Raw genomic sequence first — 26,305 nt, forward strand, 5'->3', positions numbered from 1 at the left:
TCTTTGTCTTTAGTTAAAAATCAAAATACCAGTTAAACAAATCTGTTCTTAAACCAAAGTTTATCCATATGGTATTATTTTTAAACGTAGAGACTGTATTGGCTTCCGGGTTAAAATCTCTAACAGTAATATCTGTAAACACCTTTAAATTGGAGGACGGATTAATGAGATAGCCGGCCTGTAAATTACCATTAAATATTTTCGTTTTTATTCCCTGTCCTATCTTAACTCCGGTATCAAAAGGCCTATCATTATAATCTCTATAAATATCAGCACCATAGCTAAAATCATCATTTCCATCATTAAAATCTAGCCCTCTAACTCCAAAAATAAGTTTTGCATTGGCAAACCAACGCTTATAGTGATATCTGCCAATTACAATGGCTTCACTGAAATTTGCTCCCCATGGGTGAGCCTTTGATTCATTACTGTGTGCATAATTAAGAACAATAGTATTATGAGAATAGGTATAAGGACGAATTCTATTGTATTCCAATTGAAGCATTAAGTTATCTATCTTAAAAGCATTATAGTATTTAATTCCCAGCTGATATCCATATTTATTCTTCCAACTTTTTTCACCAGCTTTTATATCGTTTAAAGAAAACTCATCCAATATAAACTGACTATACATATTAATATTATCATTCCATTTATATTTAGCAGTAGCTCCTAAAATAGCATTTCCCGCACCCTGCCCGGTTTGGAATTCTATTGCTCTATAAAAAATGATAGGGTTCAGATAGTTTACATCAAATCCCCTGTTATTAGAATTCTCCCAAATAACAGATTCAAAAAAACCTAAATTCAATCGTTTTGAAACATTCCAGCTTAAATAATGATTGGCAATATATTTTGTTAAAAACGATTTGTCTTGCTCTGCTTCGGGGCGAACATCCCTTAACCACATCCAGGTATTGGTATACTTAATTTTCCAAAACTTAGTATTTATTTTAAAGAACGGGTGCGGACTTGCAACATCACTCAATACTAACGACCGATACCCGTCTCCAATAAAGGTCTTCCCATGACCAAACTGAAAGTTAAAATATTTGGACGGTGTATAAGATAAATACGCCTCTGCTACAGGGTAGTCATAAGAATCTGTTTTGAATCGTTTTGCAATGCCTCTCCCCGGAATAATTGCCGGGTCCGGGCCAAATGCTTTTAAGCTTTCGGCATACCTGTTTACATAATCTGCAAATCGCCCCTGACTTTCAAAAACTGCTGTATAAAAATTAAAATTTTTACCTAAACCTCCTTGCACTACAATACCCCTGGTATTGTTATACGTAGATTTAAAATCAGCATCGGTATCTTTTCCTGCCTGAAGATCAAAAACAGGGTCAATAGTAAACCAATAATCTTTTCCCTGCAATTGAACCAAATGTTCATTCCAAAGTTTTCTACCTGCCCAGGTTGTAGCTTCTTTTTGAAGCTTTTCCTTTTCAGTCTTGAAATTATAATACTGAGCTACTTCTTCATAAAGAAACGGTTTAGAAGCTGTATGACTATTTGTTCCTAAAAGATTCATGTTCCGGTCAAACCTTGAATAATCATGATGTGTAAAAGGTATATTCAACTGACTATTATAAGCAGGGGTTTCAAAATTTGTCTTACTACGGGAAACAGAATCAAACTCCCTTTTTGCTTGTTCTTCGAGTTTTGATATTTTGTTGGTTTTAGCTAAATCTTGTGTTACCACAGATTGATTAACTAAAGGTATTTTAATAGGGATACTATATTGCTTAAATGTTTTTCTTGTATTATAAGTAGCTGGTTTTATTTTAGGAAACTCTGAAAACACTCTTATAGCTTCATCTTTTAATTCTTTATACAGTGCATCAGTATAAATCACTCTAAATTGCCCGGTAGTATCTACTTCAAAGAGCACAACAACCTCTCCTTTGTAATTTTCATCAAAAACACGCTGTGGAACCTTAAAATTATTATAAATCTGGTCAAACACGTTTTTGTCAAAGCACTTTTGTAATGAATCTATGGCAACGCCCTCACAATTAGGAAATACAGGAGGTTTTTCAGATAAAAATACGTTTTGGGAATAACTACTATATTGAACTAAAAGTAAAACGAGTACAATGAATTGCTTCATGCTGTTTGTTGAGGTTTAATTTTGGTTTGAAAGATACTATTTTTTTTAGAACCTGTATTTATAGTACAATCCAAAACTATGTTATCTGTAAATAGTCTTTTGCTGAACAAATTGAAGTATATAAACCTGAGCATATTTAGCAATGTCATATTAAAAAAAGCCGCTACCTGCATAGAGATAACGGCTTTTATAATTTTAAATTATACAGTGTTATGCCAGTTTATTCTACCTGAAATATAATTGGTAAATTGTAAATAACACCTACATTTTTATCATGTTGTCTGCCCGGTGTCATTTCCGGAATATAATTAATTACGCGTTCTGCTTCCTCTCTTAACTTAGGGTGAGGTGCTCTGGTTTTAATTCCGGTTACTTTACCCGTTCTATCTATGGTAAACTCCACATCTATTTTTTGCCTCCCTTGTAGCCCATAGCCTGATGCTATATCACTACCATTAAACTTACGTCTAACCAGCTTTGATATTTTCTCTGACATGCATTTTTTTCTTGCTTCATTCCCTTTAGCTTTTTCACATCCGGGATAAATGGGAGCATCTTGAATGGCTACAAACCTAACATTGACTGACTCTTCAGGTTTCTCTACCGGTGGCACAAAATCATCTGGGTTTAAAGGCGGGGTATCTATTTGAGGTTCCTCAAATGCCTCTTTAAATAGATTCTCCGGAGTATCATTCGGTACTTCTTTATAGCTCTCGGGTTGTTTTCTTTGTTTTTGTTGAACCGGTTCAACTATTTCTGGGACTTTAGTTTTAATAAGAGGAACATCTATTGGAATAGGCTCGTCTAACGGAGGTAGACCCTCTCCAAACTCCGGAATAGTAGTTTCAAATTTCATTTCCAGCAATCCAAATGTAGCCAGTAAACACACAATCAGCCCAATTTGAAAATAAAGGGTTGTGTTTTTTTGTAAATTTGCGTCATGCTTTTGTGATTTTTTCACGATTTGCTCATTTTGCCGAATGAGATCGTGAGTTTTCTTTTGATTACTCATAATAATTATAGTTTTGATGTTAATATTATGATAAAATCACAAGAAGCATACCAAAAAAGAAATCCCGTTACAGTTATGTAACGGGATTTTATTTTTAAAGACTTAAGTCTGAAATTTAATCTTGAACCTGGAAAATAATCGGTAAAGAATATGGAACGTTTACCGGCTTACCACGTTGCTTACCCGGTTTCATTTTTGGTAATAATCCAATAACACGCGCAGCTTCTTTTTCTAATCCTGGGTGTGGTGCTCTGGCACGAATTCCAGTAACTGTCCCTGTTTTATCTATCTTGAAAATCACATTAATACGTTGTCTACCTGATAAACCTAAATCACTGGCCAACTCTGTATTAAATTTTTTATTTACAAATTGTTGTATTTTCTTAGACATGCAGTCTCTTTTCTTAGCATTATTACCCTTTTCACATCCTGGGAAAACTGGTACGTTTTCAATCACTGAAAAAGGAACATCAATATCTTCTTCTACTTCAACCACTTCTACTTCTTCTACTTCTACAATTTCAGTTTCCTGATCAACTTCAGTAGACTCTATCACGGTTTCTTCTATCTCAACTTCATCTTCAACAATTTCAATCACTTCCGGTGCAGCTGGTGGAGGTGGAGGTGGAGGTGGTGTCTGGATTTGCTCAGTTAATGGAATTTCCTCTTCTAACTCTTCTTCCATATTTACCATTCCGATATCAATATCTGATTTATCGTATGTTTTAAAATTGATGGCGTAATTTGTTAAGAATAGCATTAAAGCTAAACCAATTGCGAAGTAAAGTGAACTGTTACGCCCTACATTAGCCTTAGGATTTTTTTTAGGTTCCATAATTTAAGTTTTTCAAGATTGCTAAAATAACATTTTATTTACCAAAAAAACAAGTGTTTAATCGTTTTTAACTTGTAATTTGTTTTTAACCTTCAATACAATTGACGCCAATAAAGCTCCCAAAGTATTCGCTACAACATCATACATATCCAATGCTCTTGAATCTGTCATTGTATCTTGTAATACCTCAATAATTATACCAAATATAATAGCTAAGATTGCTGCATATAAAACCGCTTGTTTTTTTTTCAGGTTAAGCGAATAAGAAAATGCTCCAAACCATAATAATGTTAAAAGGGCATAGGCTAAAAAATGAAATATTTTATCAGCAAAAGATATCCCAACATCAGGCAGATTGTTTAGTTTAATTAAACTAACTATTGCCAATATTAAAGAATAACTAATCGCTGCTAAAAGTGCCGCTTTTTTAAGCACCTATGAGTGCTTTATAATCATCCGCAGACATCAATCCTTCAACTTGAGAAAGGTCTGAACATTTTACTTTAATCATCCAACCATTACCATAAGGATCTGAATTCACATTTTCCGGCTCATCTTCTAAAGCCTCATTAAATTCAATGATTTCACCTGACAATGGTAAAAATAAATCTGATACTGTTTTAACGGCTTCAACAGTTCCAAAAATTTCGTCTGCTTCTAAAGTTTCATCAAGAGTTTCTACTTCTACATAGACTATATCTCCTAATTCATTTTGTGCAAAATCAGTGATGCCAATTGTTGCTATATCGCCATCCATTTTTATCCACTCGTGGTCTTTGGTATACTTTAATTCTGATGGAATGTTCATGTTTATTTTTTTAATATCATTTATTCAACAAATGTATTTATTCAAATCTTAAATTCAAATAGATTATTTATTAATTCCCAAAATTATATCTAAGCGTAAATCCTGATCTTATGGTTGTTTGCGGAAATGCTGTTGAGATGGCATATTCTGAGAATGTATAATCAAAATAAAATATCCCGGTCAAATTTTTACTAAATGCATAATCTGCTGAATACTTTACACCCCATATGGTTTGCCCGGATGTAATTTGATTATTTTCCAGATCTAAATACCTTATTATGGTTTTATTATCTCTTACTGATACATCTGCTTTCATATTTAAATCGCTCACAATACGCTTTTGAGGTCCTGCTAACTTAGAACGTATACGCAAATCTTTGATTCTGTAACCTAAACCTATAACATATTCATTTCCTTTAACCTCAGTCATTAGATTATTATCAAAACTTAATGACAGCAATCTGTCCTTCTTAACTTCAGCAAGAATTTTAACGGAATTCTTCATTTCAAAATCTATTCTCACCAAAGGGCTGAACATTTCGGTCAAGTTAATATTACTATACAGTATTTCATTTTTAAAATTCCCGGATTGATCTAATGCTTCCTGAGGCTGATTTGGATAAGGTAATCCCGGAATAGGCTTTTCATTAGCATCTTCATCCAAATTCAAATTCAAATTAGTTGTAAACTGATTAATTGTATATGTTGAACGATACCCATGGGTTAAAGAAAAACGCTTAAATCGTTTTTTGAACCAGTTGAACTTCATAAAGCCCGTATACTTCAAATCCCAATTAGGAATTGGCACATCCCTAAATGCTCTTGTTGATATTTTTTCTGTATCCTGTCCTTTATAAGCTGCCAAAAAAGATGGTAAAAGCACTTTCTGATTGTTTTTACCAAACCCTAATGGGTAGCCTTCATCATCTCTATCATAATTATTATTACCATAGAACTCTTCTGCAAGCCTTTCTGCCACTTTTAATCTATTTGCCCTAAAATCATCAAAAGCATCAGATGTTATTTCATCGCTTTTTTGAAATGCTGTTTTAATTAACAATGTAGATATACTGAAGTTTCCAAAAGTATTTGGTGTTAAAGAATTGTATTGATAAGTACTTGAACCTAATTCATCTACTCTAAAGTTCTCTGCATAATTCTCATGATATGCTCTATTACTTACTATATCTATTTTTAAGTCTCTCACCGGTTGTAAGCTTGCCGAATAATCTAATTGTTCAGTATGTGTTGTAGTGTATTGCTGGTTAAACTCCGGAAAAACGGTTAGCCAGCCTCTTCTGGCTGCCAGATGCCTTATATCACTTTGACTACCAAAGGTAAATCCAACAGAAGGCCTTAGTGTTCCTATAAAACCAGGAGTTTGGGTATATCCAGGCAAAAATGTACCGTTATTCTCAGAATAATTCAGCTGAATCCGTTTTACACTTGTTAAAATATCTATTCCGATATTCATTAGCTTTGTGCCCGTTTGGCTTTTAGGCTTTGAAGGTGCTGATTGCTGGGGGCTACCTCCCGGAGGGCCTCCTGGACCTGTATTTCTGGCTCTTACCCTACGAATTGGCTTTTTTGTCAGGCCAATATATTTATATAAACGATTCATGTCTAACGACGCATTTATATTATGTACACTTGAGTTTTGAATGGTATTACCCAAATCATAAATTCTTGGATCATTTTCAAGCATTATGTTACCATACAAATCCGAGCCTTTTTGCCATAGAAATGTACCATTATATTGATACGTAGCATCAAGAAAACTAAATGTAGGGATTTTATTTAATGGTAGTTGATAGGTAATTCCTAAATTTTGACTCTGTCTATTGGGGTCTCCAAAATCCAACAGCCCATCCCAAATATCTAGAGTTTCATCCTGCTCTCCTGTAATAAAATCGTCATTTTTAAAATAGTTTCTAACTATATTATTGTTTGCCGCTGTAAAATTAAGCTGTAAGGATTTTGTCAAGTTGTAATTAATGGCATACTGAAAATCAAAAGTATAATTTCTTCTGAATAATTCTTCTATAGCTATATTCTCCCCGGTAAGGTCTACTTCTCTAAATCTTTGTTTATTGAACTGTCTATTTAAATCGGTATTAATTGTAAAGCTTGTTGGCATTAAATTAAGGTTGAAATCTTTTAAAAATTTCCAATACTTACCTGTAAATAATGAATCATTCTCTTTAAATGGCTCTATAGGTTTTGCATTAAAATTATGTGCATAATTTGCTCCTAGTCTCAATGCTTTATTTACAGAGTTTTCAATTTCAAAATCTCTGTGTTCAACTTTATTATAAGAATAGTTTAAAGTTAGGTTTTCCACATCATAAAAACGTGGTTCTTTATCTGTGGTTCTAACTTTTCTAACTCCTATAAAGTTAATACTCTGACGTTTGGTATAATCTTCAGAACGTTGCCTTATGATTTCTCTTTCCTCATTGGTATCAGCTGCATCCAAACGAGAATCTAAGGTTAAATCTTTGTAAACCTGATCATACTTAGGCGTAATAAGCTCCTCACTTTGCCCATAATTAAAGGGTAACTGAATTCCCCATTCTTTTGGTAAAAGCTGGCCAATGTTAATATTAGTAACTACATCATACTGCTGTACATCCTCTAAACTACGCTGACTTGGCCCCTGCTCTAAAGATCCAAAACCTGATGTACTTTGTCTTCCTGTAGCACTAATGTTTGCAAAGTCGGCAATATTAGTATCCATACTTACTACTGCTGCCCAACCACCTTCATTATCTAAATCTGATAACCGTAATTCATTAAACCAAACTTCACTACAAAGCTCTTCTCCATTAGGAAGTGAATTATCGATTGAAGCATTTTTTACACCAACCATCAAAGATCTAATATCTCCAAAGTTAGGGTTTCCTTTAATGGCTACACGGTGTTGTCCTAAAACATAGCCTGAGAAAGGATCATCAACTGGAACAATCTCTCCATCAACTACATCATAAAATGTAGGATCTTCATTACCTAAAGTCATCTCAGAAATCCCTTCCGCCTTTATTTTGCCTAAAATTTCTATAGGCAAATTAATTTCATTTTCTGTAGGCCATAAACCCTCTCTAGTCATGTCCTCTGAGACCTTCAATGGTAATTCTATTTGATAAAAATTATCAACTAAATCATTTCCCATTCTAATAAAGCCAACCAAATCTCCATCTTCAAGATTACCCATTACTTTATCTTGATCTTCGGCGTGCATAAACATTCTCATACGCTTATACTGGCGCATATCAATACTTATATTTTTAAAGACTCCTCTGGCGTCTCTTGGTTCTAAACCACATGTATTCACCACTAAAGATTGTTCATTTTGTCGTACCACCGTATTGTTATTAAACAACCGTTCCGGTTCAATTCCCGGGGGACTTTGATATCTTCCGTCATTTTCCAATGTCCCTATAACACCTACTGAAAATTCTGTTTGTGTATCATCCGGATCCGGTGCATTTCTATCCAGTGGTAAAGTAAAACGCCTCCAATCACTTCTAACCAAATCTAAGGTACCAAAGCGAAATACTGTAGGCTCCGTAAATTCCTTTAAATATATTCTTGAAAACCTTATTGATCTTAAATCCGAAATTCTTCCTATTTCCTTAACATGTGGGCCTTCTACCGGAACTCTAAACTGGTACCACCTTACGGTTACGGATTCTCCATTTGGTAAAGCACGGGGGCGTTCTTTAAAATCTCTTAAGAATTTCTTAAGCGGATTAGTATCCGGAAGGTTATCAAAATCGGCTTGAGAGATTGGTAAGTTTTGTCTTGTGACTTCCAACTCATATTCAAAATAACTATCAATCGTATTCATGGTATTATCACGATTAATGTCCTCTACATCGGGTTGCGTATTGGCGCCTCTATCTGTATTTGAGAACGTATCGGGTGTATTGCCCTGAACACCATTATACTTTTTATAACGTTCAAAAATATCACCTTCAGCATTCAGAAAATAGGTGTAATTATCATTTGCAGGGTCTGCTCCAAAATTTGCTCCAAACTCATTAGCTTCTTCCACATCATTATAACCATCATAACCAACATCCTGATTGATTCGTTCTTCTCCGGATGTGTCAAAGGCATAAATTAAGGATTGGTTTTGGGGAGTCACAGTACCCCAGGCTGTTTTTGGCAATAAACTTATATCCCCATCTTTAGGTAATCCATTTTCATACAGTTTTTTACCATCTTTTATAATATCTTCTGAAATATTACCCAAATTAAAAACTAACTTCCCTCCAGGGTTTGTAGGGTTTTCCTGAAACGGATCTTGTAACCAAAAGTCAATATATTCTACATTTTGCTGTTCAAAATCTGTAGACGTAATTTGCCTGGTTATACCCGCCCAACTGTCTTCAGGCGCATCTAAAATACCATCTGCAGATGTTGGATCAAAATTGTATGGTCCTCTTTCCTCAGGATAATACGCCAAATCTAATGTGAAAAGTACGGAGTTTTGCCCCTGAACTAAATCTCTATTCGGAAACAATTCATTAATAAACACACGGCTGGTATATAACCCTGAAAGGTCATCATCTGATATACCGGTTGGCCTTTGACTACTATAAAATATAGGGTCAATGGAATACCAGTTCAGCATAGCTCTTTGGTAACCATTTTGAATTCCATTTTCATCCTCTGTTGGGTTACTTGCAACATTTAAACCTATAGGCCTACTTGACAGGAACCATGATTGTTGTGATTTTAAATCAATACCGTTTTGCGACCCCTCAAAATCATCAATATATGAGGTAGCTTCTCCATTTAAATCTGTTCCTTTTGGTGCTCCGGGTGCTAAATATGCAAATTCACCTCTTAGAGATAAATTAGACTCTACATCTGTATCAATATTAGGTAATTTATTGGCTAACCTGGTTAAGAAAGGCACTTTGGTAGCATAATTACCATTTAATCCAAAAATAGTATTGTTTATAGATTCCGTTCCATAATTAGCTTTTTGGGTAATAGGGCGCTCGTTAAGATTTAAAAAAGTTGCTCCCAACAGGAAATTTTCATTGAATTTATGTTCTACATTTATTCCTGTAAAGCGTCTTGTTTGTTGACCAAAAACTGCATTATTTTCTGTAGATACTTCAATAGGGGTATTTGATGCTTTTAAAGCTTCGTCCAAGATTTGAACACGCCCCAGTTGATAGTTAACCGTATAATCTATGCCTTCTACTAAAACGCGTCCTCCTGCCGTAACTCTTACTGACCCTCTGGGCACATTAAAAGAGCCTATAGGTATGCCGTCTCCCCCACTGGATTTGTAGCGCCCTTTTAGCTTGAACTTGTTTTTTTCAACCTCATCTAAGGCCTTTGTTTTTGTACTTTTATAAAGCACATCATATACATATTTTGCCTGGTCATCATTATAATTAGAACTATTTTCATAATCTCCTCCTCCTAAAACATTAAATAAATATTCTCCAAAGGGCTCAACGCTGGTAAATACCAGTTTTCCATTTTGAGGCATAACCGTTATTCCCGGAACAAAATCAAAAAAACCATCACCTCTGGTCTGCGGATCATTATTAAAGTTCAGTTTGTCTAAATTGAATACTCTTAATAAGGGTACATTTTGAATTAAATCTTTATCATCTGTACTTCCTGACACCGGATTTCCATTTATATCCAAATCAAAGTTATCTCCTACAGGTTTTATGAAGTTTAGCGGTGAAGCTTCGTTATAAAATATATTCAGTTTAAAATCGTCTTGACTTAAATTATAGGCTCCGGTATCATAAATATTCTTCATCATTAAGTCCCATACCTCCATATCAACATTTGTGATACTACTCTTTAGCATTTTCAACACCAAATTGGTATTTATAACGTTTACAACATCTCCATCAGGGTTAGTTTCAACACCTGTGGCATCAATACCATCATTGGCAAACTCTCCTACCTGATAAACCTTCCCACCCAGTGTATATTGAAAAGCTACTGCTAAAACCTCATCATTATTTAGTCTTTGGTTTAATGAGATATATCCTAATTCTACATTCAGCGTATATTCTTGCCCATTTGTTAATTTTCGGGCATTTTCAAGTTTGGCATAGTCAAAGCCTTCATTTACATTAGGGACTAAAATCCCTGCTTGTATGGTAGAGATATCTCTAATGGCTTCGGTAAGTTGTGAATCGGCGTCACCAATAATTGTTGGGTCGTAGGCATTGTTCCCATTATTTGGTAGCTCAATAGCACCTGGTAATGGATTAACAGTAGACCCCAATCTATCTCGTTCTCCTAAATCCTGGAGTGCTACTATATTCCTAACGTTATCCGTTCTATTACTTCTATTGGTTATCCAAGCTTCTAGTCTTGTTATCTGAAGTCCTTTATTGTTTATAAACGGATAATTCTTTAAAGCATCGTCATAATTATCTCTAAAATAATGTGCCAAAAAGAAATGCCTGTTTTCATCATATTCTCTGATAAAAAAGTCAAACTCTTCAAGTGTTCCTCCTCCTTGAGCCACTACGGTATTAGACTGTGATTTTTGTTCAGAAAACACCCCTGTTATTGTTGTTTTCCCAAACTGCAATTGTGCTTTTACACCAAACAAACTTTGTGCACCGGTAATCAGGGAACTGTTTAATGGCATACTTACATTACCAACTTCTATTTTTTGTATAATATCATCTTCTGTAGGTGTATATTCTAACTTAACCAAATTTTGAAAATCAAAAGTAGATTGGGTATCATAATTGGCATTAACCTGTAATCTGGTTCCAACTTTACCTACTAAACTCAGACTTATACGCTGATCAAAATCAAAAGTAAAATTACTCCTGTTTCTTGGAGAAAATGATGGATTGTCCTGTTTTGAAAATAGCACGCCTAAATCCATTTCTACTGATCCCTGTGGAATCACTTCAATGGTGTTTCCTCCAAATATGGATTCAAACAACCCTGATTTTACGTAAAACTCTGGTAACAGGTTCTTTCTTTCTTCTTCAGACCCCGCCTTCTTACCGTCATAAGCATCTATTTTTTCTTTGTAATAACTTCTTAGGTTCTCTTTGGCCACCAAAGCATAATATTCTTCTGGTGATAAAATAACAGGATAATTAATATTGAAACCATCTATTTTTTCAGTATAGATATATCTGTCTGTTATAGGATCATAGGTATATTTAGACTCAATTGAGTTAGGGTTTGGCAAATTTAATTTCCCCAAACTAAAGCCTGTTTTTACTGAATCCTGAGGTGTTTGTTGCCCCCATGACACTATTGAAAAACACAGCACAAAAGCTAATACAAAGAACTGTTTAATGGATTTATAAAATATAAGGTTAGTTAAGTTCAAAATATATTACAAATTTTTTAAAGCCAGTTTGATAATTGTTTCTACGTTAGCATCGGGTTGGGTAATTATAATTTTATCCACTACACGCTCAGCCTGTTTTTTAACAAACCCAAGAACTTCTAAAGCAGATAACGCTTCATCTTTACTGGTATTGCCTTTAGCTACAGAAACTTCATCAATATCATAAATCTTTAAAACTTTATCTTTTAAATCCAGTATTACACGTTGTGCAGTTTTGGCTCCAATACCTTTTATGGATTGAATTAAAGCCACATCACCTGAGGCAATACCCTCTCTCACCTGCTTTGGTGTTAGAGACGATAGCATTGTACGTGCTATACTGGCACCTATACCACTAACAGAAATTAACAACCTGAAAATTTCACGCTCAGCCAAAGAAGAGAATCCATATAGCGTATGTGAATCTTCTTTAACCTGAAGATGTGTAAATAATTTTAAGTGTTCATTATCCGGGATTTGGGAAAATGTATGCAACGAAATATTGAGTAAATATCCCACACCATTACAATCAATAACAACATGAGTTGGATTTTTTTCGGTAAGTTTTCCCTGAATATGAGTAATCATAAATCAACATTGGTTATCCGACCAAATGTAATAAAATTATTTACATTCTATCAGCTTACCGCTCAGCATTTTCCAATTCATATTTTTCCTTATATTGAGCATCAATAACTGCAATAGCCGTCATATTGACTATTTCGTCAACACTAGCTCCTAATTGTAGTATATGTACAGGTTTTTTCATACCTAGCATAATGGGCCCAATAGAATCCGCTTCATGCAGTTCTTTTAATAGTTTATAAGTGATGTTAGCAGAATCCAGGTTTGGAAAAATTAAAGCATTTACTTTTTTTCCTACCAATTTAGAAAACGGAAACCTTTCACGAAGCATCTCATCATTTAAAGCAAAATCTGTTTGCAATTCGCCGTCAACATCTAAATCTGGATAATGGCGATGCAAATATGATACAGCCTCCCGCACTTTTGATGCTCTTTCGTTATCAGAAGACCCAAAATTTGAATACGATGTCATAGCCATAACAGGGTTCAATCCAAACATTTTTATAACCTGAGCGGTCATCTGAGCAATTTTGGCCAAAGTTTTCGTGTCCGGATCAATGTTAATTGAAGTATCACTTAAAAACAATGGACCTCTTTTGGTCATCATAAGGTTAGTTGTAGCAGCCTTACTTACACCTTTTGCCAAACCTATAAGTTCTAGCATTGGTTTTACAACGGTTGGATAATTACGAGAATAGCCTGAAATCAAACCATCTGCATCTCCTTCATTAACCATCATAGCTGCAAAATAATTACGCTCTCTCATTAAGCGCTGTGCCGAATAATAGGTAACACCTCTACGTTTACGTTGTTGCCAGTATACTTTGGCATATCTATTTTTACAATCGTTTTCTTCTTCTGTCTTAGGGTCTCTAATTTCTATATCACCTTCAAATTCTATTTCTGCCATTAATGCCTCAATGGTCTGTTTACGTCCTAATAAAATTGGAATTGCTATACCCTCTTCATAGACAATTTGAGCCGCCTTTAAAACATCTAACTGATCAGCCTCAGCAAAAACAATGCGTTTAGGAGCAAGTTTAGCCCTATTTAACAGTAATCTAACCAATTTATTATCAGAGCCTAAACGTTCCAATAATGCATCTTTATATTTTTCCCAATCTTTAATTGGTTTTCCGGCCACACCACTTTCCATAGCTGCTTTTGCTACAGCTGGCGGTACTTCAGCAATTAACCTTGGATCAAATGGTTTGGGGATAATATAGTCTTTTCCAAAAGTCAACCGGGTTTCACCATAAGCCACATTAACTTGTTCTGGAACAGGTTCCTTAGCTAATTTTGCTAAAGACTTTACTGCAGCCATTTTCATGGCTTCGTTTATTTTAGTAGCTCTAACATCTAAAGCACCTCTAAAAATAAACGGAAATCCTAAAACGTTATTTACTTGGTTAGGATGATCACTTCTTCCCGTGGCCATAATAATATCTTTACGTGTAGCTATGGCCAGATCATATTTAATTTCCGGATCCGGATTAGCCATGGCAAAAACAATGGGGTTTTTAGCCATAGATAAAAGCATTTCCGGAGTCACAATATTTGCCATAGAAAGCCCAATAAACACATCCGCATTTTTCATTGCTTCATCTAAAGTGTCTATCTTTCTGCGTGTTGCAAATTCTGCTTTTTCTTTAGATAAATTCTCTCTATCATCTCTTATCACACCTTTGCTATCCAACATGACCATATTCTCACGTTTGGCCCCACAAGCCTGATATAATCTGGAACAAGAAATTGCTGCGGCACCAGCACCACTTATAACTATTTTTACTTTCTCTATTTTCTTCTTAGCCAGCTCTACAGCATTTAATAAAGCTGCTGCCGAAATAATAGCAGTACCGTGCTGGTCATCATGCATTACTGGAATATCCAACTCCTCCTTAAGACGTCTTTCTATTTCAAAAGCTTCGGGCGCTTTGATATCTTCCAGATTAATCCCTCCAAATGTTGGGGCTATATTTTTTACTGTTTGAATAAACTCTTCAACATTTTCAGTATCTACTTCTATATCAAAAACATCAATATCTGCAAAAATTTTAAACAAAAGGCCTTTTCCTTCCATTACAGGTTTTGAAGCTTCAGGACCTATATTACCTAAACCCAGAACTGCTGTTCCGTTAGAAATAACGGCTACTAAATTACCTTTAGCCGTATATTTATAAGCTGTATCTTTTTCTTTTTCAATCTCTAAGCAAGGTGCCGCTACACCCGGTGAATAGGCCAACGACAAATCTCTTTGACTCGCATATTTTTTTGTTGGTACTACTTTTATTTTCCCCGGAGTGGGTTTAGCGTGATATATTAATGCCTCTCTTCGTTTACTTTCTTCACTCATAATAATGGATAATTATTAAACGAACAAAGATAACAATCCTAATCAAGCTATACCTATTCTTTTAAAAAATTGATATTTCGTTTTAATCCTGAAAACTTAGTACGTTTTACAGCAGATTTTTGAAATACTTTACTGAAAGTTTCCTGAGTAATCTCCTCCCAATCTTTTTTAGTCATTGCTAATAGTTCTGGATGTGGATTAAACAAAGGCTCTTTATGCGGTTTAGAAAAACGGTTCCAAGGGCATACATCCTGACACACGTCACAACCAAACATCCAATTATCAAATTGTCCTTTAAACTCCATTGGAATATTTTCTTTTAATTCAATAGTAAAGTAAGAAATACACTTACTGCCATCTACCACATAGGGTGCTTTGATAGCTTCTGTTGGGCAAGCATCAATACACGCCGTACAAGTTCCGCAATGGTCTGTTACCGGGGTATCATAGTCCAAGTCCAGATCAATAATTAATTCTGCTATAAAATAAAAGGAACCCACTTGTTGCGTGATTAGGTTACTATGTTTACCTATCCACCCCAAACCCGACCGTGCTGCCCAAGCCTTATCTAAAACAGGTGCTGAATCTACAAATGCCCTTCCCTGGACTTCTCCTATTTTTTCTTGTATAAATTGTAAAAGTGATTTGAGTTTATCTTTAATAACAAAATGATAATCTGTGCCGTAGGCATATTTACTGATTTTAGGTGCAGTTTTATCAAGTTGTTTTTCTGAAGGGTAGTAATTAAGCAATAATGACACAACACTTTTAGAGCCTTCTACCAGTTTTGTTGGATCTAAGCGCTTATCAAAATGATTTTCCATATAATGCATTTCACCATGCATATTATTGTTCAGCCATTTTTCTAATCTTGGTGCTTCTTCCTCTAAAAACCGGGCTTTACTTATTCCACAAGACAAAAAACCGAGGCGTTTTGCTTCGGTCTTTATAAGTTGTGTATGTTTTGTTTTTGGATTCATGATATGAAATTCTGAAACAAGCTCAGAATAACAGAATTAATCAAAAAGCCCGCCCTGTGCTGCTCCTTTAACCTTTCCTAAATGTTTATACGCCTGTTCTGTTACCTCGCGCCCACGCGGGGTACGCATTATGAACCCCTGCTGAATTAAAAAAGGTTCATAGACCTCTTCTATGGTTTCAGGGCTTTCACTAACCGCTGTAGCAATAGTAGTAATCCCAACAGGCCCACCTTTAAATTTTTCAATGATGGTGGATAGAATTTTATTATCCATTTCATCCAAACCATGGGCATCTACATGTAAAGCTTCCAGAGCATATTTTGCAATTTTGATATCTATACGCCCATTGCCTTTTATTTGGGCAAAATCCCGAACCCTGCGTAATAACGCATTGGCTATTCGAGGTGTTCCCCTGCTACGCCCTGCAATTTCAACAGCGGCTTCCATTGAAATAGGAACATTTAATATAGTAGCACTTCTTTGTATTATGGTGGTTAATAAATCTGTTTTGTAATATTGGAGTCTACTTTGAATACCAAAACGTGCCCGCATGGGAGACGTTAATAATCCCGACCTTGTTGTAGCTCCTACCAAAGTAAACGGGTTTAAATTAATTTGAACGGTTCTGGCATTTGGCCCCGACTCAATCATGATATCTATTTTATAATCTTCCATGGCCGAGTATAGATACTCTTCTACAATGGGGCTTAATCTATGGATTTCATCAATAAATAACACATCGCGTTCTTCAAGATTTGTCAATAAACCGGCTAAATCTCCGGGTTTATCTAAAACCGGCCCGGAGGTCACTTTTATCCCTACGCTCAATTCATTAGCTAAAATATGAGCCAATGTGGTTTTCCCTAACCCCGGAGGGCCATGAAATAAGGTATGATCTAAGGCTTCTGTTCTTAAATTAGCCGCCTGAACAAATATTTGAAGATTTTCTAATACCTGATCCTGCCCTGTAAAATCATCAAATGACAAAGGCCTTAACTTCTTTTCTACATCTATCTCTTCTGGTGAGAAGCTATTGCTTGTTGGATCTAGGTTTTCATTCATATTGGAGTCCCTTAACTTACATTCAGGGTGACATTTTATTATAATTTAAGATAAATTTCTTTATTAACTTGGGTATTACAAAAGTAATATAAGCAAATATAAACAAAAAGCCTTTCCATAATGGAAAGGCTTTTTCTTCTGCAAACTCTAAACTGCATCTATATAACACTATCTTCTCTCTAAACAGCGTTATTCTTTTATTCTATTAATAATGCGGGTTTTGTTCTATAGACCCCTCTGTATTATCTATTTCAGTTTGAGGAATTGGGAAATAACGATGTTTTACAGCTTCATAATCCGTTATACCTTGTGCATGAAGAAGATCTTCTGCTCTCCCCTGACGAAGAATATCCCAGTATCTTCCTTGTTCCAACCCTAGCTCCACACGTCTTTCGTGCCATATAGCTGTTCTTAAGGCATCTTTATCTGTAGTTGTTACATCTGGCAAAATTGTTGGATTACCATCTCTGGCTCTTTCTCTTACCATATTTAAATAAATTAAAGCCTGTGCAGGGTTTCCATTTTCATTAAGCGCTTCAGCTGCCATTAATAACACATCTGAGTATCTAATAATCCTAACATTAACAGGGTTATTAGCTCCTCCTCCTCCACCGCCTATAGAGACTGATGGGTCAAAAGCATATTTTGGCAAAAGTGCTTTTTGATTCCACATGGTACCATGGTTTGGAGAATTTCTTTTAACCTCCGTTTGCCCATCATATAAGATATCTCCAATATATGCTATTGTATGCTCTCTACGCGGATCATCAGCTTCAAATGCTGCTTCAAATTCAGGTGTTGGAGAGCTAATACCCCAACCTAACCCTTGAGATCCTTGCATGGTACTGTATTTATCAATCCCCAGTTTGGTTCCTGTATCTGAACGCGTAGCTTGAACTTCAAAAACAGAACCTGAGCCATTTTCACCGCTAAGCATGAATACCTCTTCGTAATTAGGGTGTAATTGATATTCACCTGAGTTAATGACTTCTAAAGCATATTTTTCAACATTAGCAAAATCATTTCTAAACAAATATGCTCTGGCTAGCATCGCTTTAGCAGCTCCTTTAGTTACCTTTCCTAATTGAGATTCATGATATTCAGATTTTTCAGGAAGGTTTTCTATGGCGTAATTTAAATCTTCTTCAGCAATTGCCCATGTTTCTTCTTCTGAAGCTCTGGTTAAAAATTCTCCGTCTAATTCTGGGGTAACATCAGTAATTATAGGAACACCTCCAAAGGCTTTTACCAAATTAAAGTATGCAAACCCTCTAATAAATCTTGCTTCTGCTAATATTCTTTTTTGTAATGATTCTTCAAACTCGAAGTAAGGTTCACTATTAATAACCAAGTTTGCACGGGCTATTAATACAAAGTTCCCTGTATACCAATTGTCACAAACAGCACCGCCAAAACTAGCAGGCGTAAAATTAAATTGATCCATCTCTACACCCGGTTTGTTGTTTTTATTACCAAAATAGGTGTCATCAGATGAAATATCTCCCATCATAACATAAGGCCAAACAACAATATCCCAATGACGCAAATAGCTATACGCACCATTAACCCCTGCTTCTGCTCCTTTTGCATCTGTAAAAAAGTTATCCGTGGCATATTGACCCAACGGTGATTTCTCTAAAAAATCATCATTACAGCCCATTAATAAAACTGTAATTAATAAAAGTATACTATGTGAAATTTTATTTTTCATGTTCTCTTTTTTTAAAATGATACGTTTAAACCAAAATTATAGGTAGTTGACAATGGATATACTCCAGAATCTATTCCTGATAACAATACATCACTTGTATCTCCAGTTTGGCTAGGAGTTAATGTTACATCTGGTGTAAACCCAGAATACTTTGTAAACGTAACTAAATTAGTCACTCCTGTAAAAAATCTTACATTAGCTATATTTATTTTTTCTAAAAGCTTTCTAGGTAAAGTATATCCTAATTGAACATTTCTAATTCTTAAGTAAGACCCGTCTTCTAACCAATAATCATTTTGTAGTTCGTTATGTGTATCTGCATTATTTACTCGTGGATGTACATTTGTACTTCCCTCTCCATTCCAACTATGTACAAAGCGCTGTTCATAGTCATATGTTGAGCTCCATCTCTTCTTTGCTTTAAGATTTAAAATTTCATTACCGTAAACACCATTTACATCCATTGAAAAATCAAAATTCTTATAATCAAATGCCACATTAAATCCAAATGTAAAATCTGCTATTGGAGACCCTATAACTGTCATGTCTTCTTCCGTTATAACGTCATCCCCATTGGTGTCTACATAAATTAAATCTCCCGGTGCTTCGCCTCCTAAAGTAGGGCTGTTATCAATTTGGTCTTGATTTTGGAAAATCCCTGCGGTTTTATATCCCCAAAATGCACCTATAGGACCTCCAGTTTGTGTTCGTGTTAATGTTTGAGATTGAAATGAGCCATTTAATACACTTCTTCTATCTGATAATCTCAACACCTCATTATTGATTGTTGATAAATTTGCAGATACACTATAATTAAAATCTTCTGAGCCATCACTCCAGCTTAATACATATTCAAACCCATGATTTTTAACTGACGCTGCATTTACAGTAGGATCCACTCGAATACCAAAATAAGAAGCTATTGGTATATCGATAAGGATATCATCTGTTTTACGATTGTAATAATCAATTTCTGCCTTTAACTTATTATTAAATAAGCCTAGTTCTAAACCGATATCGGTTTGTGTTGTGGTTTCCCATTTTATATTTGGATCTGCCAATATTATTGCCGTTGCCCCCTGATGCGGTGTTTCATCTGGTCCTTGAATAGCCACTATCCCAGATTCATTTCCTCCAATAGTTTCTGTAGTAGAAAGAAATTGTTTTGATGGATAAGGGCTACGAGTTTTATCATTTCCTATTTTACCCCAACTAGCTCTTAATTTTAAGTTGCTTATTGAATGTACATTGTCCATAAAAGATTCTTCTGTTACTCTCCAACCAGCTGCTAAAGAAGGAAAGTGTGCATACCTATTGTCTTTACTGAATTTTGATGACCCATCAATTCGATACGTTCCAGTAAATAGGTATCTATTCTTAAATGAATAATTAGCCCTAAATAAATAGGATAGATAAGACCATGACTCCCCTATATTTTCTGAGACCCTACTTAGCGGATCAAATGTTGCATCTAAATACCATAAATCTTTATTATCTGGAATATTAGTAGCCTGTCCTCGTAATCTTTCCCAATAAGTATCTTGTTTAGTAATACCTGCTAATAAATCTACATGATGATCCCCTATTTCTTTGGTATATGTTAAAATATTATCCCAAATATAGCTTCTAAACCTTCTGTACGTTTTTGTTAACATTGACTGATCCCTAAACTGTATATCTGACACATAAAATTCAGGTGCATACGCTAATGCAAATTGATCACTTTTTTCAAACCCATAAGTTGATCTGAATGTAAAATCGCTTACTGTAACTTCACCAAAAAAGTTCCCAATAAATCGCTCATTCTCTGTCTCTGCGTTGTTATAAAATGTACCTACAAGTGGATTAGAAAAATCCGGATCTCCATTAAATGTTCCATCTGCATTATAGGGTTCAAATACCGCCGGTATTCTGTATGCCGCTTGTGTAGCATCCGGGCCATTTAGTTTTTTAGTCTTAATATAACTAACATTATGACCTACTTTAAAGAGCTTACTTAGTTTATACTCATTGTTAGCGCGTAAAGTTAAACGTTGAAAATCTGTTTTTTCTATTAGTCCTTTTTGATCTTGAAGCCCTGCACTTATATGATAGGTCACGTTATCTGTTGCGCCACTTGCAGAGAGAGAATAATCCTGAGATAATGCTGTAGAATATAACTGATCCCACCAATCAACACCTTCTCCATAGGATTCTGGGTCTGGATACGGCACATCAGCTTCTCCGGCATTAAGAGCTGCTAGGTTTTGTAAAGTGGCATACTCAGTGGCATTCACCATATCAATAACATTTTCTACATGGGAAACTCCTGTGGTAACGTTAAGGTCTATACGCGCTTTTCCTTTTTTTCCTCTTTTGGTTGTCACCATAATAACACCATTTGCTCCACGAGAACCATAAATAGCTGTAGCTGAGGCATCCTTTAAAACCTCAATGGATGCAATATCGTTATTATTTAAAAATGTAATATCATCTAGAATCAACCCATCCACAACAAAAATTGGAGATGAGTCATTCAATGTACCTGTACCTCTAATACGAATTGTAGGAGCTGCTCCCGGGCTTCCATTATTAGTAGTTACTTGTACACCTGCAGCTTTACCACTTATAGCATCTGCTACGTTAAAAAGAGGCGTTTTTGCTATTTCTTCAGATTTAATGGAAGAAACGGCTCCTGTTAAGTCGCTTTTTCGTTGTCTACCATATCCAACTACTACAATTTCATCAAGTGTACTATCTAATTCTAATGCTATTCTAAGAGTCGTTTGGTTTCCCACTACAACCTCAGTGGCTTTGTACCCTACATAGCTTACCACCAATGTGGCATCTGCACTTAATAAGTCTAATGAAAAATTACCATCAAAATCCGTTTGAGCTCCATTAGTTGTCCCTTTCTCTATAATATTAGCTCCAGGTAAAGGCACTCCTGTTTCATCTAAAACTACACCTGTGATGGTATTCTGTAATTCTAGCTCAGATTCTTTTTGAGAATCCCCATTAGAAGCCCCTTCTGGCCTTTTTTTAACTATAATGGTGTTATTTTCTGTAAAAGCATAAGTGAAGTTAATGGATGCTAAACTTTCATTTAGTAAGTCACTTGCTTTAATAACGCCTTTCTTTAAATACAGATTTGGTGCATCCTTTATCAGATCGTGTCGATAAATAAATTTATAATCCGTTTGCTTATTAATAAGCTTAAATATTTGCTTGACACTTAATGTTTGATCTTTTTTAATAGTAACTTCTGCATCCTGGGAAAACCCATTGCCTGGGCTAAAAGCAAACGTTATGGTACAGCATAAAAAAATAAAACTTCTCATAATTAGCTTTAGGAGGCACCTTCCATAAAAGGAGTGTCCTGTTGTAAATTTAAAATTCATAAATTTGCATTGATTTAGTTAAACATAGTTTTAATTAGTTATCGTCTAGGAAAAAGGCTATTACGGTCCAATGTGTAGCCTTTTCCTTTTTTATTTTATGGTAATTGTTTTCTTTTTAATTTCAAAAACTATTTCTCCTTCACTGGTAGCCTCAATAATTTGAAGTATTTCATCAATAGTTTTTGTTCTTTCCAGCACCCCCGTAAATACAAATTGTTTTTTGTCTGCGTTTTCAAATATTACTTCTGCATCATACCATCTGGCTAGCTCTTTCATCATATCATATAAATTGGCTTCACTAAATGTAAACAATCCATTTATCCATGAAATTTCCTGAGAAGCATCAACCTCAACAATGTTAATTATATCTGAATCATGATTGATCTTAGATTGCTGATTGGGTTTTATTTCTTTTTTTGCATCGCCTTTTTGAATAACAATCTTTCCTCCAACCAGTGTTGTAGTAATCTCACGATCATCTTTGTAGGCTTTAATATTAAATTCTGTTCCTAAAACATCTACATTTTGGTTCATTGTAAGCACATTAAAGTTAGCGCCACGATGTTTAGAACTTGGGGATACTTCAAAATAAGCTTCACCATAAAGAAGCTCTACGTGTCTTGGCTCTCCATCAATAAATGCTACAGGGAATTTTAATTTTGATTCTGAATTTAGCCAAACCTTTGTTCCATCAGCCAATACCACAAAATATTGTCCGCCCCTGGGAATAGTTAAATAGTTATAGGCAATTTTCTTCTCAGGGCTTGCTATATCTCCTTTTTGGGTATATACAATTTTATGGCCTTCAACCGATATATTTTCCTTTTGAAACGATTTGTCTTTCTCCAGACTTATTTGATCTCCATTTTCAAATGTTAATATGGCTTTATTTGTACCTGGTTCAACAGCATGATTGCTCTTAGCATTAACTTCTTCTACATTGTTTTTAAAAGTATCAGACCATTGAATATAAGAAAGGCCCATAACCAAAAGAATAGAAGCTGCAACTGCAATTTTTTTAAAGAACTTGATTTTCCGTTTGCGGTTTATTTCTATAAGCCGCTTGTTAATCAATTCTTTTGCCTCATGCAAATTATATTGTCCCATACTATGAGCAGTTAAAAATTCTACTTCAACAAAACGATTAAAAACAGAAGTGTCCTTTTGGTTTTTTAAATAGTCTTCAAGGGTTTCTAAATCGGTTAAACTAGCTTCTTTATTTAGAAATTTAACTATAATTTTATCTATTTCCGGGCGCTTCATCTTTATAGTTTATACTTAGTATTACGTACAAGATTTTCACACCCCTCTATTTTTTCTCATCTTTTTTTATACATTTGTTAAAATTCCCCCTAAATATTTAAAATTTATACAATTTTATATTTTGAACTTTAGCAAAAACTCTCTTTTAGCCCTTCAATTAAAAAATGGTAACGAAAAGGCCTATGATTTTTTAATGACTACCTATTATAAAAGGCTTTGTAGCTATGCTTATACACTCACAACTGATCATGCCATAACTGAGGATATAGTTCAAAATGTTTTTGTAGAAATATGGGTAACCAGAAAAAATATTAACCCTAAATATTCTATCAAAAATTATTTATTTAAGGCTGTCTACAACGAGTTTATAGACCAATTTAGAAAAAATAAGCCTGTAGTTTATTTGGAAAAGAAATATTTGGAAACTTTAGATCTGGTTATTGAAAAAGATCAGAAGGATTTAAATGAAATGATGAAACTGGTTGATAAAGAAATAAACAATTTACCCCCAAAGTGTAAACGCATTTTTTTATTGAATAAAAAAGAAGGTTTAACTCATATTGAAATTTCTGAATACCTAAGTGTTTCAATAAAAACCGTAGAGGGCCATATCACAAGAGCTTTTAAAATTTTAAGCACTAAATTAGACAGCAAGTACGAAGCTATACTTTTTTTATTGTTCAATTTTAAGCAGAATACCTAAGAGGTAATCTACTTAAATGAAGACATTAAGCACAAGAGGCTATCTAAAAAGTGTCATTCTGAATGAAAATGAAGAATCTCATAAAATTATAATATACTGATTTTAAATACAATAAGATTCTTGTCTGCTTCGCAGGGTGCCCTCTTGAAAGTATACTTTCATTCAAGCAATGCTCTGAATGACAAAATGAATCACTTTTGAGATAGCCTCTTGATTACATAATGAATAAAACTTGGTTGGTTATACTATCGTTAATTTAAAATTGTAAATTCACAGCGTCTGTTTATATCATATTCTTCATCATCACAAATACCTTCCTTAATACACTGATTAAGTGGCTGCATTTCTCCATACCCGATACTTTTTAAACGCGCTCTTTCAATACCTTGACTTACTAAATACTCCAAAGTAGAAGTGGCACGACGTTTTGACAACTCTAAATTATATTGATCCGGGCCACGAGCATCAGTATGTGCAGATACTTCAACTTCCATCATTGGATATTTTTTCATTAAATCTACCAATACATTCAATGTTATTGCTGCATCTTCCCTAATAGCGGATTTGTCGAAATCAAAATAAATTTTATCCAGTTGTACCTGAACATCTCCTTTTTCATTCTCTTTTACACGCTCTTCAGCATCAGCATACGATTCTAAACTTAAATAAATATTGTGCTGAACTTTCCCTTGACTATCCGTTGAAAATTCAACATCCTGAGGAATATAGGCTTTTCGGGTTCCTCTGACCTTATATTTTTTATTTGGTTCTATTTTAAACAGGTAATAGGCCTCTTCTCCTACTAAAGTATCTTGTATGACTCTATCGGATTCATCAAACAATGTTACTAATGAGCCAACCAGTAGTTCTTTACTGTTTTTATCCTGTACTATCCCTTCCACCTGGTATTTGGTTAGTATATTATCTTCTCTGGCAAACCCAAAGATTCGGTCATAACCTGACCGGTTTGAGGACACATATCCCATATTGTCTTTTTCTCTGATAACATATGCAAAATCGTCCAAACTACTATTAATGGAACTTCCTAAATTGACCGGTTTATCAAAGTTCTCATTTACCATATTACTCCTAAACACGTCTAAACCACCATAACCCTCATGCCCAATTGATGAGAAATACAATACGTTAAATGCACTGATAAACGGAAATTGCTCTCGGTGTTTTGTATTGATATCTTCCCCTAAATTTTCGGGCTCACCAAAAGTTCCATCTTCATTAATGGCTACTCTATAAATATCAAAACCTCCAAAAGTCCCCGGCATATCGCTGGCAAAATATAGGGTCTTCTCATCCTTACTTAATGCCGGATGCTCAGTGCTGTAAGCGTTTGATGTAAATGGCAAGGCAGTCACATTTGTCCATATATCATTTACCAGTTCTGCCCTATAAATCCTAATATGGGCTATTCGGTTTTCTCCAGCTCCTTTTCGGTTGGTATTGGTTCTGTTAAAGTACATGGTTTTACCGTCTTTAGTGAATACGGCATTACTTTCATGCGAACTTGTGTTTATTGCTTCGGAAAATGGTGTAATAGCTTCCAACGTATTTTCATTTGTCAGGGTAGCACTGTATATATCTAAATATGGCAAGCCATTCCATGAGTATGATGGGTTCTCTGCATTTCTTGCTGATGCAAAAGCCACTTTATTATCACCATAAAATGTCAATCCAAAATCTCCATTTGAATTTTCATTCTTTATTTGTTCCAGTTTGAATGTATGTGGTGTTGTTTTTTCTAATGATTCAAAAAACACTTTAGAATTTACATCTTTACGATAATAACTACTTAAATGTTTATCTGCCTCCTTATAGTTTTTAACCCCTTTTAAAGCTTGTGCATACCTAAAATGATATTCAATATCTATAGAATCTCCGTACTCCACAAACAGTTCTCTATAAGTTTTTATAGCCTTTTGAAGGTTGGTATTGTAATAATAGCTATCTGCCAGGTTTTGAAGGACTTCCTGATTGCGTGTTTTGGTTTCATAAATTTCGGCCGCCTCAGCATAAGATCGCATTTCAAAAAGCTTATTTACGCGTTTTAAATTTTTATTTTGTGCAAATGCCATTCCGTTAACTAATAAAAGGCCTGCAAGTATGTATATATATTTTTTCATGTTTTCCAATTATT

General features: G+C 34.8%; 15 protein-coding genes. 1 reads left to right on the forward strand and 14 read right to left on the reverse strand.

Translation table 11 applies throughout. The annotated features are described in order from the left end of the window. Positions 1-13 precede the first annotated feature (13 nt). The 13 genes from remB to VOI54_RS02150 all read right to left on the reverse strand — a co-directional run bounded on the left by remB (position 14) and on the right by VOI54_RS02150 (position 23,450). The gene (remB, locus tag VOI54_RS02090) at positions 14-2,113 is read right to left on the reverse strand and encodes a gliding motility outer membrane protein RemB (RefSeq protein ID WP_326281072.1); all 2,100 of its coding nucleotides are present in this window, start codon (positions 2,111-2,113) and stop codon (positions 14-16) included. A gap of 220 nt (positions 2,114-2,333) precedes the next feature. Further along, entirely contained in the window at positions 2,334-3,074 is a 741-nt protein-coding gene (locus VOI54_RS02095) for an energy transducer TonB (RefSeq protein ID WP_326281073.1), read from the reverse strand. Between the two features lie 166 nt (positions 3,075-3,240). Continuing rightward, positions 3,241-3,960 carry an energy transducer TonB gene (locus VOI54_RS02100; RefSeq protein ID WP_326281074.1) on the reverse strand — a complete coding sequence of 240 codons (720 nt, stop codon included), beginning with the start codon at positions 3,958-3,960 and terminating at the stop codon, positions 3,241-3,243. A 57-nt stretch (positions 3,961-4,017) separates the two neighbouring features. Beyond that, positions 4,018-4,395, reverse strand: coding sequence for a VanZ family protein (locus VOI54_RS02105; protein ID WP_326281075.1), 378 nt, complete (start codon positions 4,393-4,395; stop codon positions 4,018-4,020). Beyond that, the gene (gcvH, locus tag VOI54_RS02110; protein ID WP_326281076.1) at positions 4,388-4,768 is read right to left on the reverse strand and encodes a glycine cleavage system protein GcvH; all 381 of its coding nucleotides are present in this window, start codon (positions 4,766-4,768) and stop codon (positions 4,388-4,390) included. Before gcvH ends, VOI54_RS02105 begins: the two co-directional genes overlap by 8 nt. 70 nt (positions 4,769-4,838) lie before the next feature. Continuing rightward, positions 4,839-12,116, reverse strand: a complete 7,278-nt coding sequence (gene sov, locus VOI54_RS02115; RefSeq protein ID WP_326281077.1) for a T9SS outer membrane translocon Sov/SprA — start codon at positions 12,114-12,116, stop codon at positions 4,839-4,841. Between the two features lie 6 nt (positions 12,117-12,122). Beyond that, on the reverse strand, positions 12,123-12,704 hold the full coding sequence (gene ruvA / locus VOI54_RS02120) for a Holliday junction branch migration protein RuvA (protein ID WP_326281078.1): 582 nt from the start codon (positions 12,702-12,704) through the stop codon (positions 12,123-12,125). A gap of 55 nt (positions 12,705-12,759) precedes the next feature. Then, positions 12,760-15,054, reverse strand: a complete 2,295-nt coding sequence (locus VOI54_RS02125) for an NADP-dependent malic enzyme (RefSeq protein WP_326281079.1) — start codon at positions 15,052-15,054, stop codon at positions 12,760-12,762. 53 nt (positions 15,055-15,107) lie between these two features. Then, positions 15,108-16,034, reverse strand: coding sequence for a tRNA epoxyqueuosine(34) reductase QueG (queG, locus tag VOI54_RS02130; protein ID WP_326281080.1), 927 nt, complete (start codon positions 16,032-16,034; stop codon positions 15,108-15,110). Positions 16,035-16,070: 36 nt separating this feature from the next. After that, positions 16,071-17,096: a Holliday junction branch migration DNA helicase RuvB gene (gene ruvB / locus VOI54_RS02135; RefSeq protein ID WP_326281081.1), complete on the reverse strand. Its 1,026-nt coding sequence runs from the start codon at positions 17,094-17,096 to the stop codon at positions 16,071-16,073. Positions 17,097-17,301: 205 nt separating this feature from the next. Next, entirely contained in the window at positions 17,302-18,807 is a 1,506-nt protein-coding gene (locus VOI54_RS02140) for a RagB/SusD family nutrient uptake outer membrane protein (protein WP_326281082.1), read from the reverse strand. Positions 18,808-18,818: 11 nt separating this feature from the next. Continuing rightward, positions 18,819-22,127 carry a SusC/RagA family TonB-linked outer membrane protein gene (locus tag VOI54_RS02145; RefSeq protein WP_326281083.1) on the reverse strand — a complete coding sequence of 1,103 codons (3,309 nt, stop codon included), beginning with the start codon at positions 22,125-22,127 and terminating at the stop codon, positions 18,819-18,821. A gap of 150 nt (positions 22,128-22,277) precedes the next feature. Beyond that, positions 22,278-23,450 carry a FecR family protein gene (locus tag VOI54_RS02150; protein ID WP_326281084.1) on the reverse strand — a complete coding sequence of 391 codons (1,173 nt, stop codon included), beginning with the start codon at positions 23,448-23,450 and terminating at the stop codon, positions 22,278-22,280. Between the two features lie 121 nt (positions 23,451-23,571). On the opposite strand from VOI54_RS02150, the gene VOI54_RS02155 reads away from it, so the two are divergent. Continuing rightward, complete coding sequence (locus tag VOI54_RS02155; protein ID WP_326281085.1) at positions 23,572-24,153, forward strand: RNA polymerase sigma factor; 582 nt, start codon at positions 23,572-23,574, stop codon at positions 24,151-24,153. 251 nt (positions 24,154-24,404) lie between these two features. Here VOI54_RS02155 and VOI54_RS02160 read toward each other — a convergent pair whose 3' ends face one another. Beyond that, entirely contained in the window at positions 24,405-26,291 is a 1,887-nt protein-coding gene (locus tag VOI54_RS02160) for an OmpA family protein (RefSeq protein ID WP_326281086.1), read from the reverse strand. Between the last annotated feature and the right edge of the window lie 14 nt (positions 26,292-26,305).

Source organism: Alterotamlana spongicola, assembly GCF_035818475.1.
Lineage (GTDB): Bacteria > Bacteroidota > Bacteroidia > Flavobacteriales > Flavobacteriaceae > Cognatitamlana.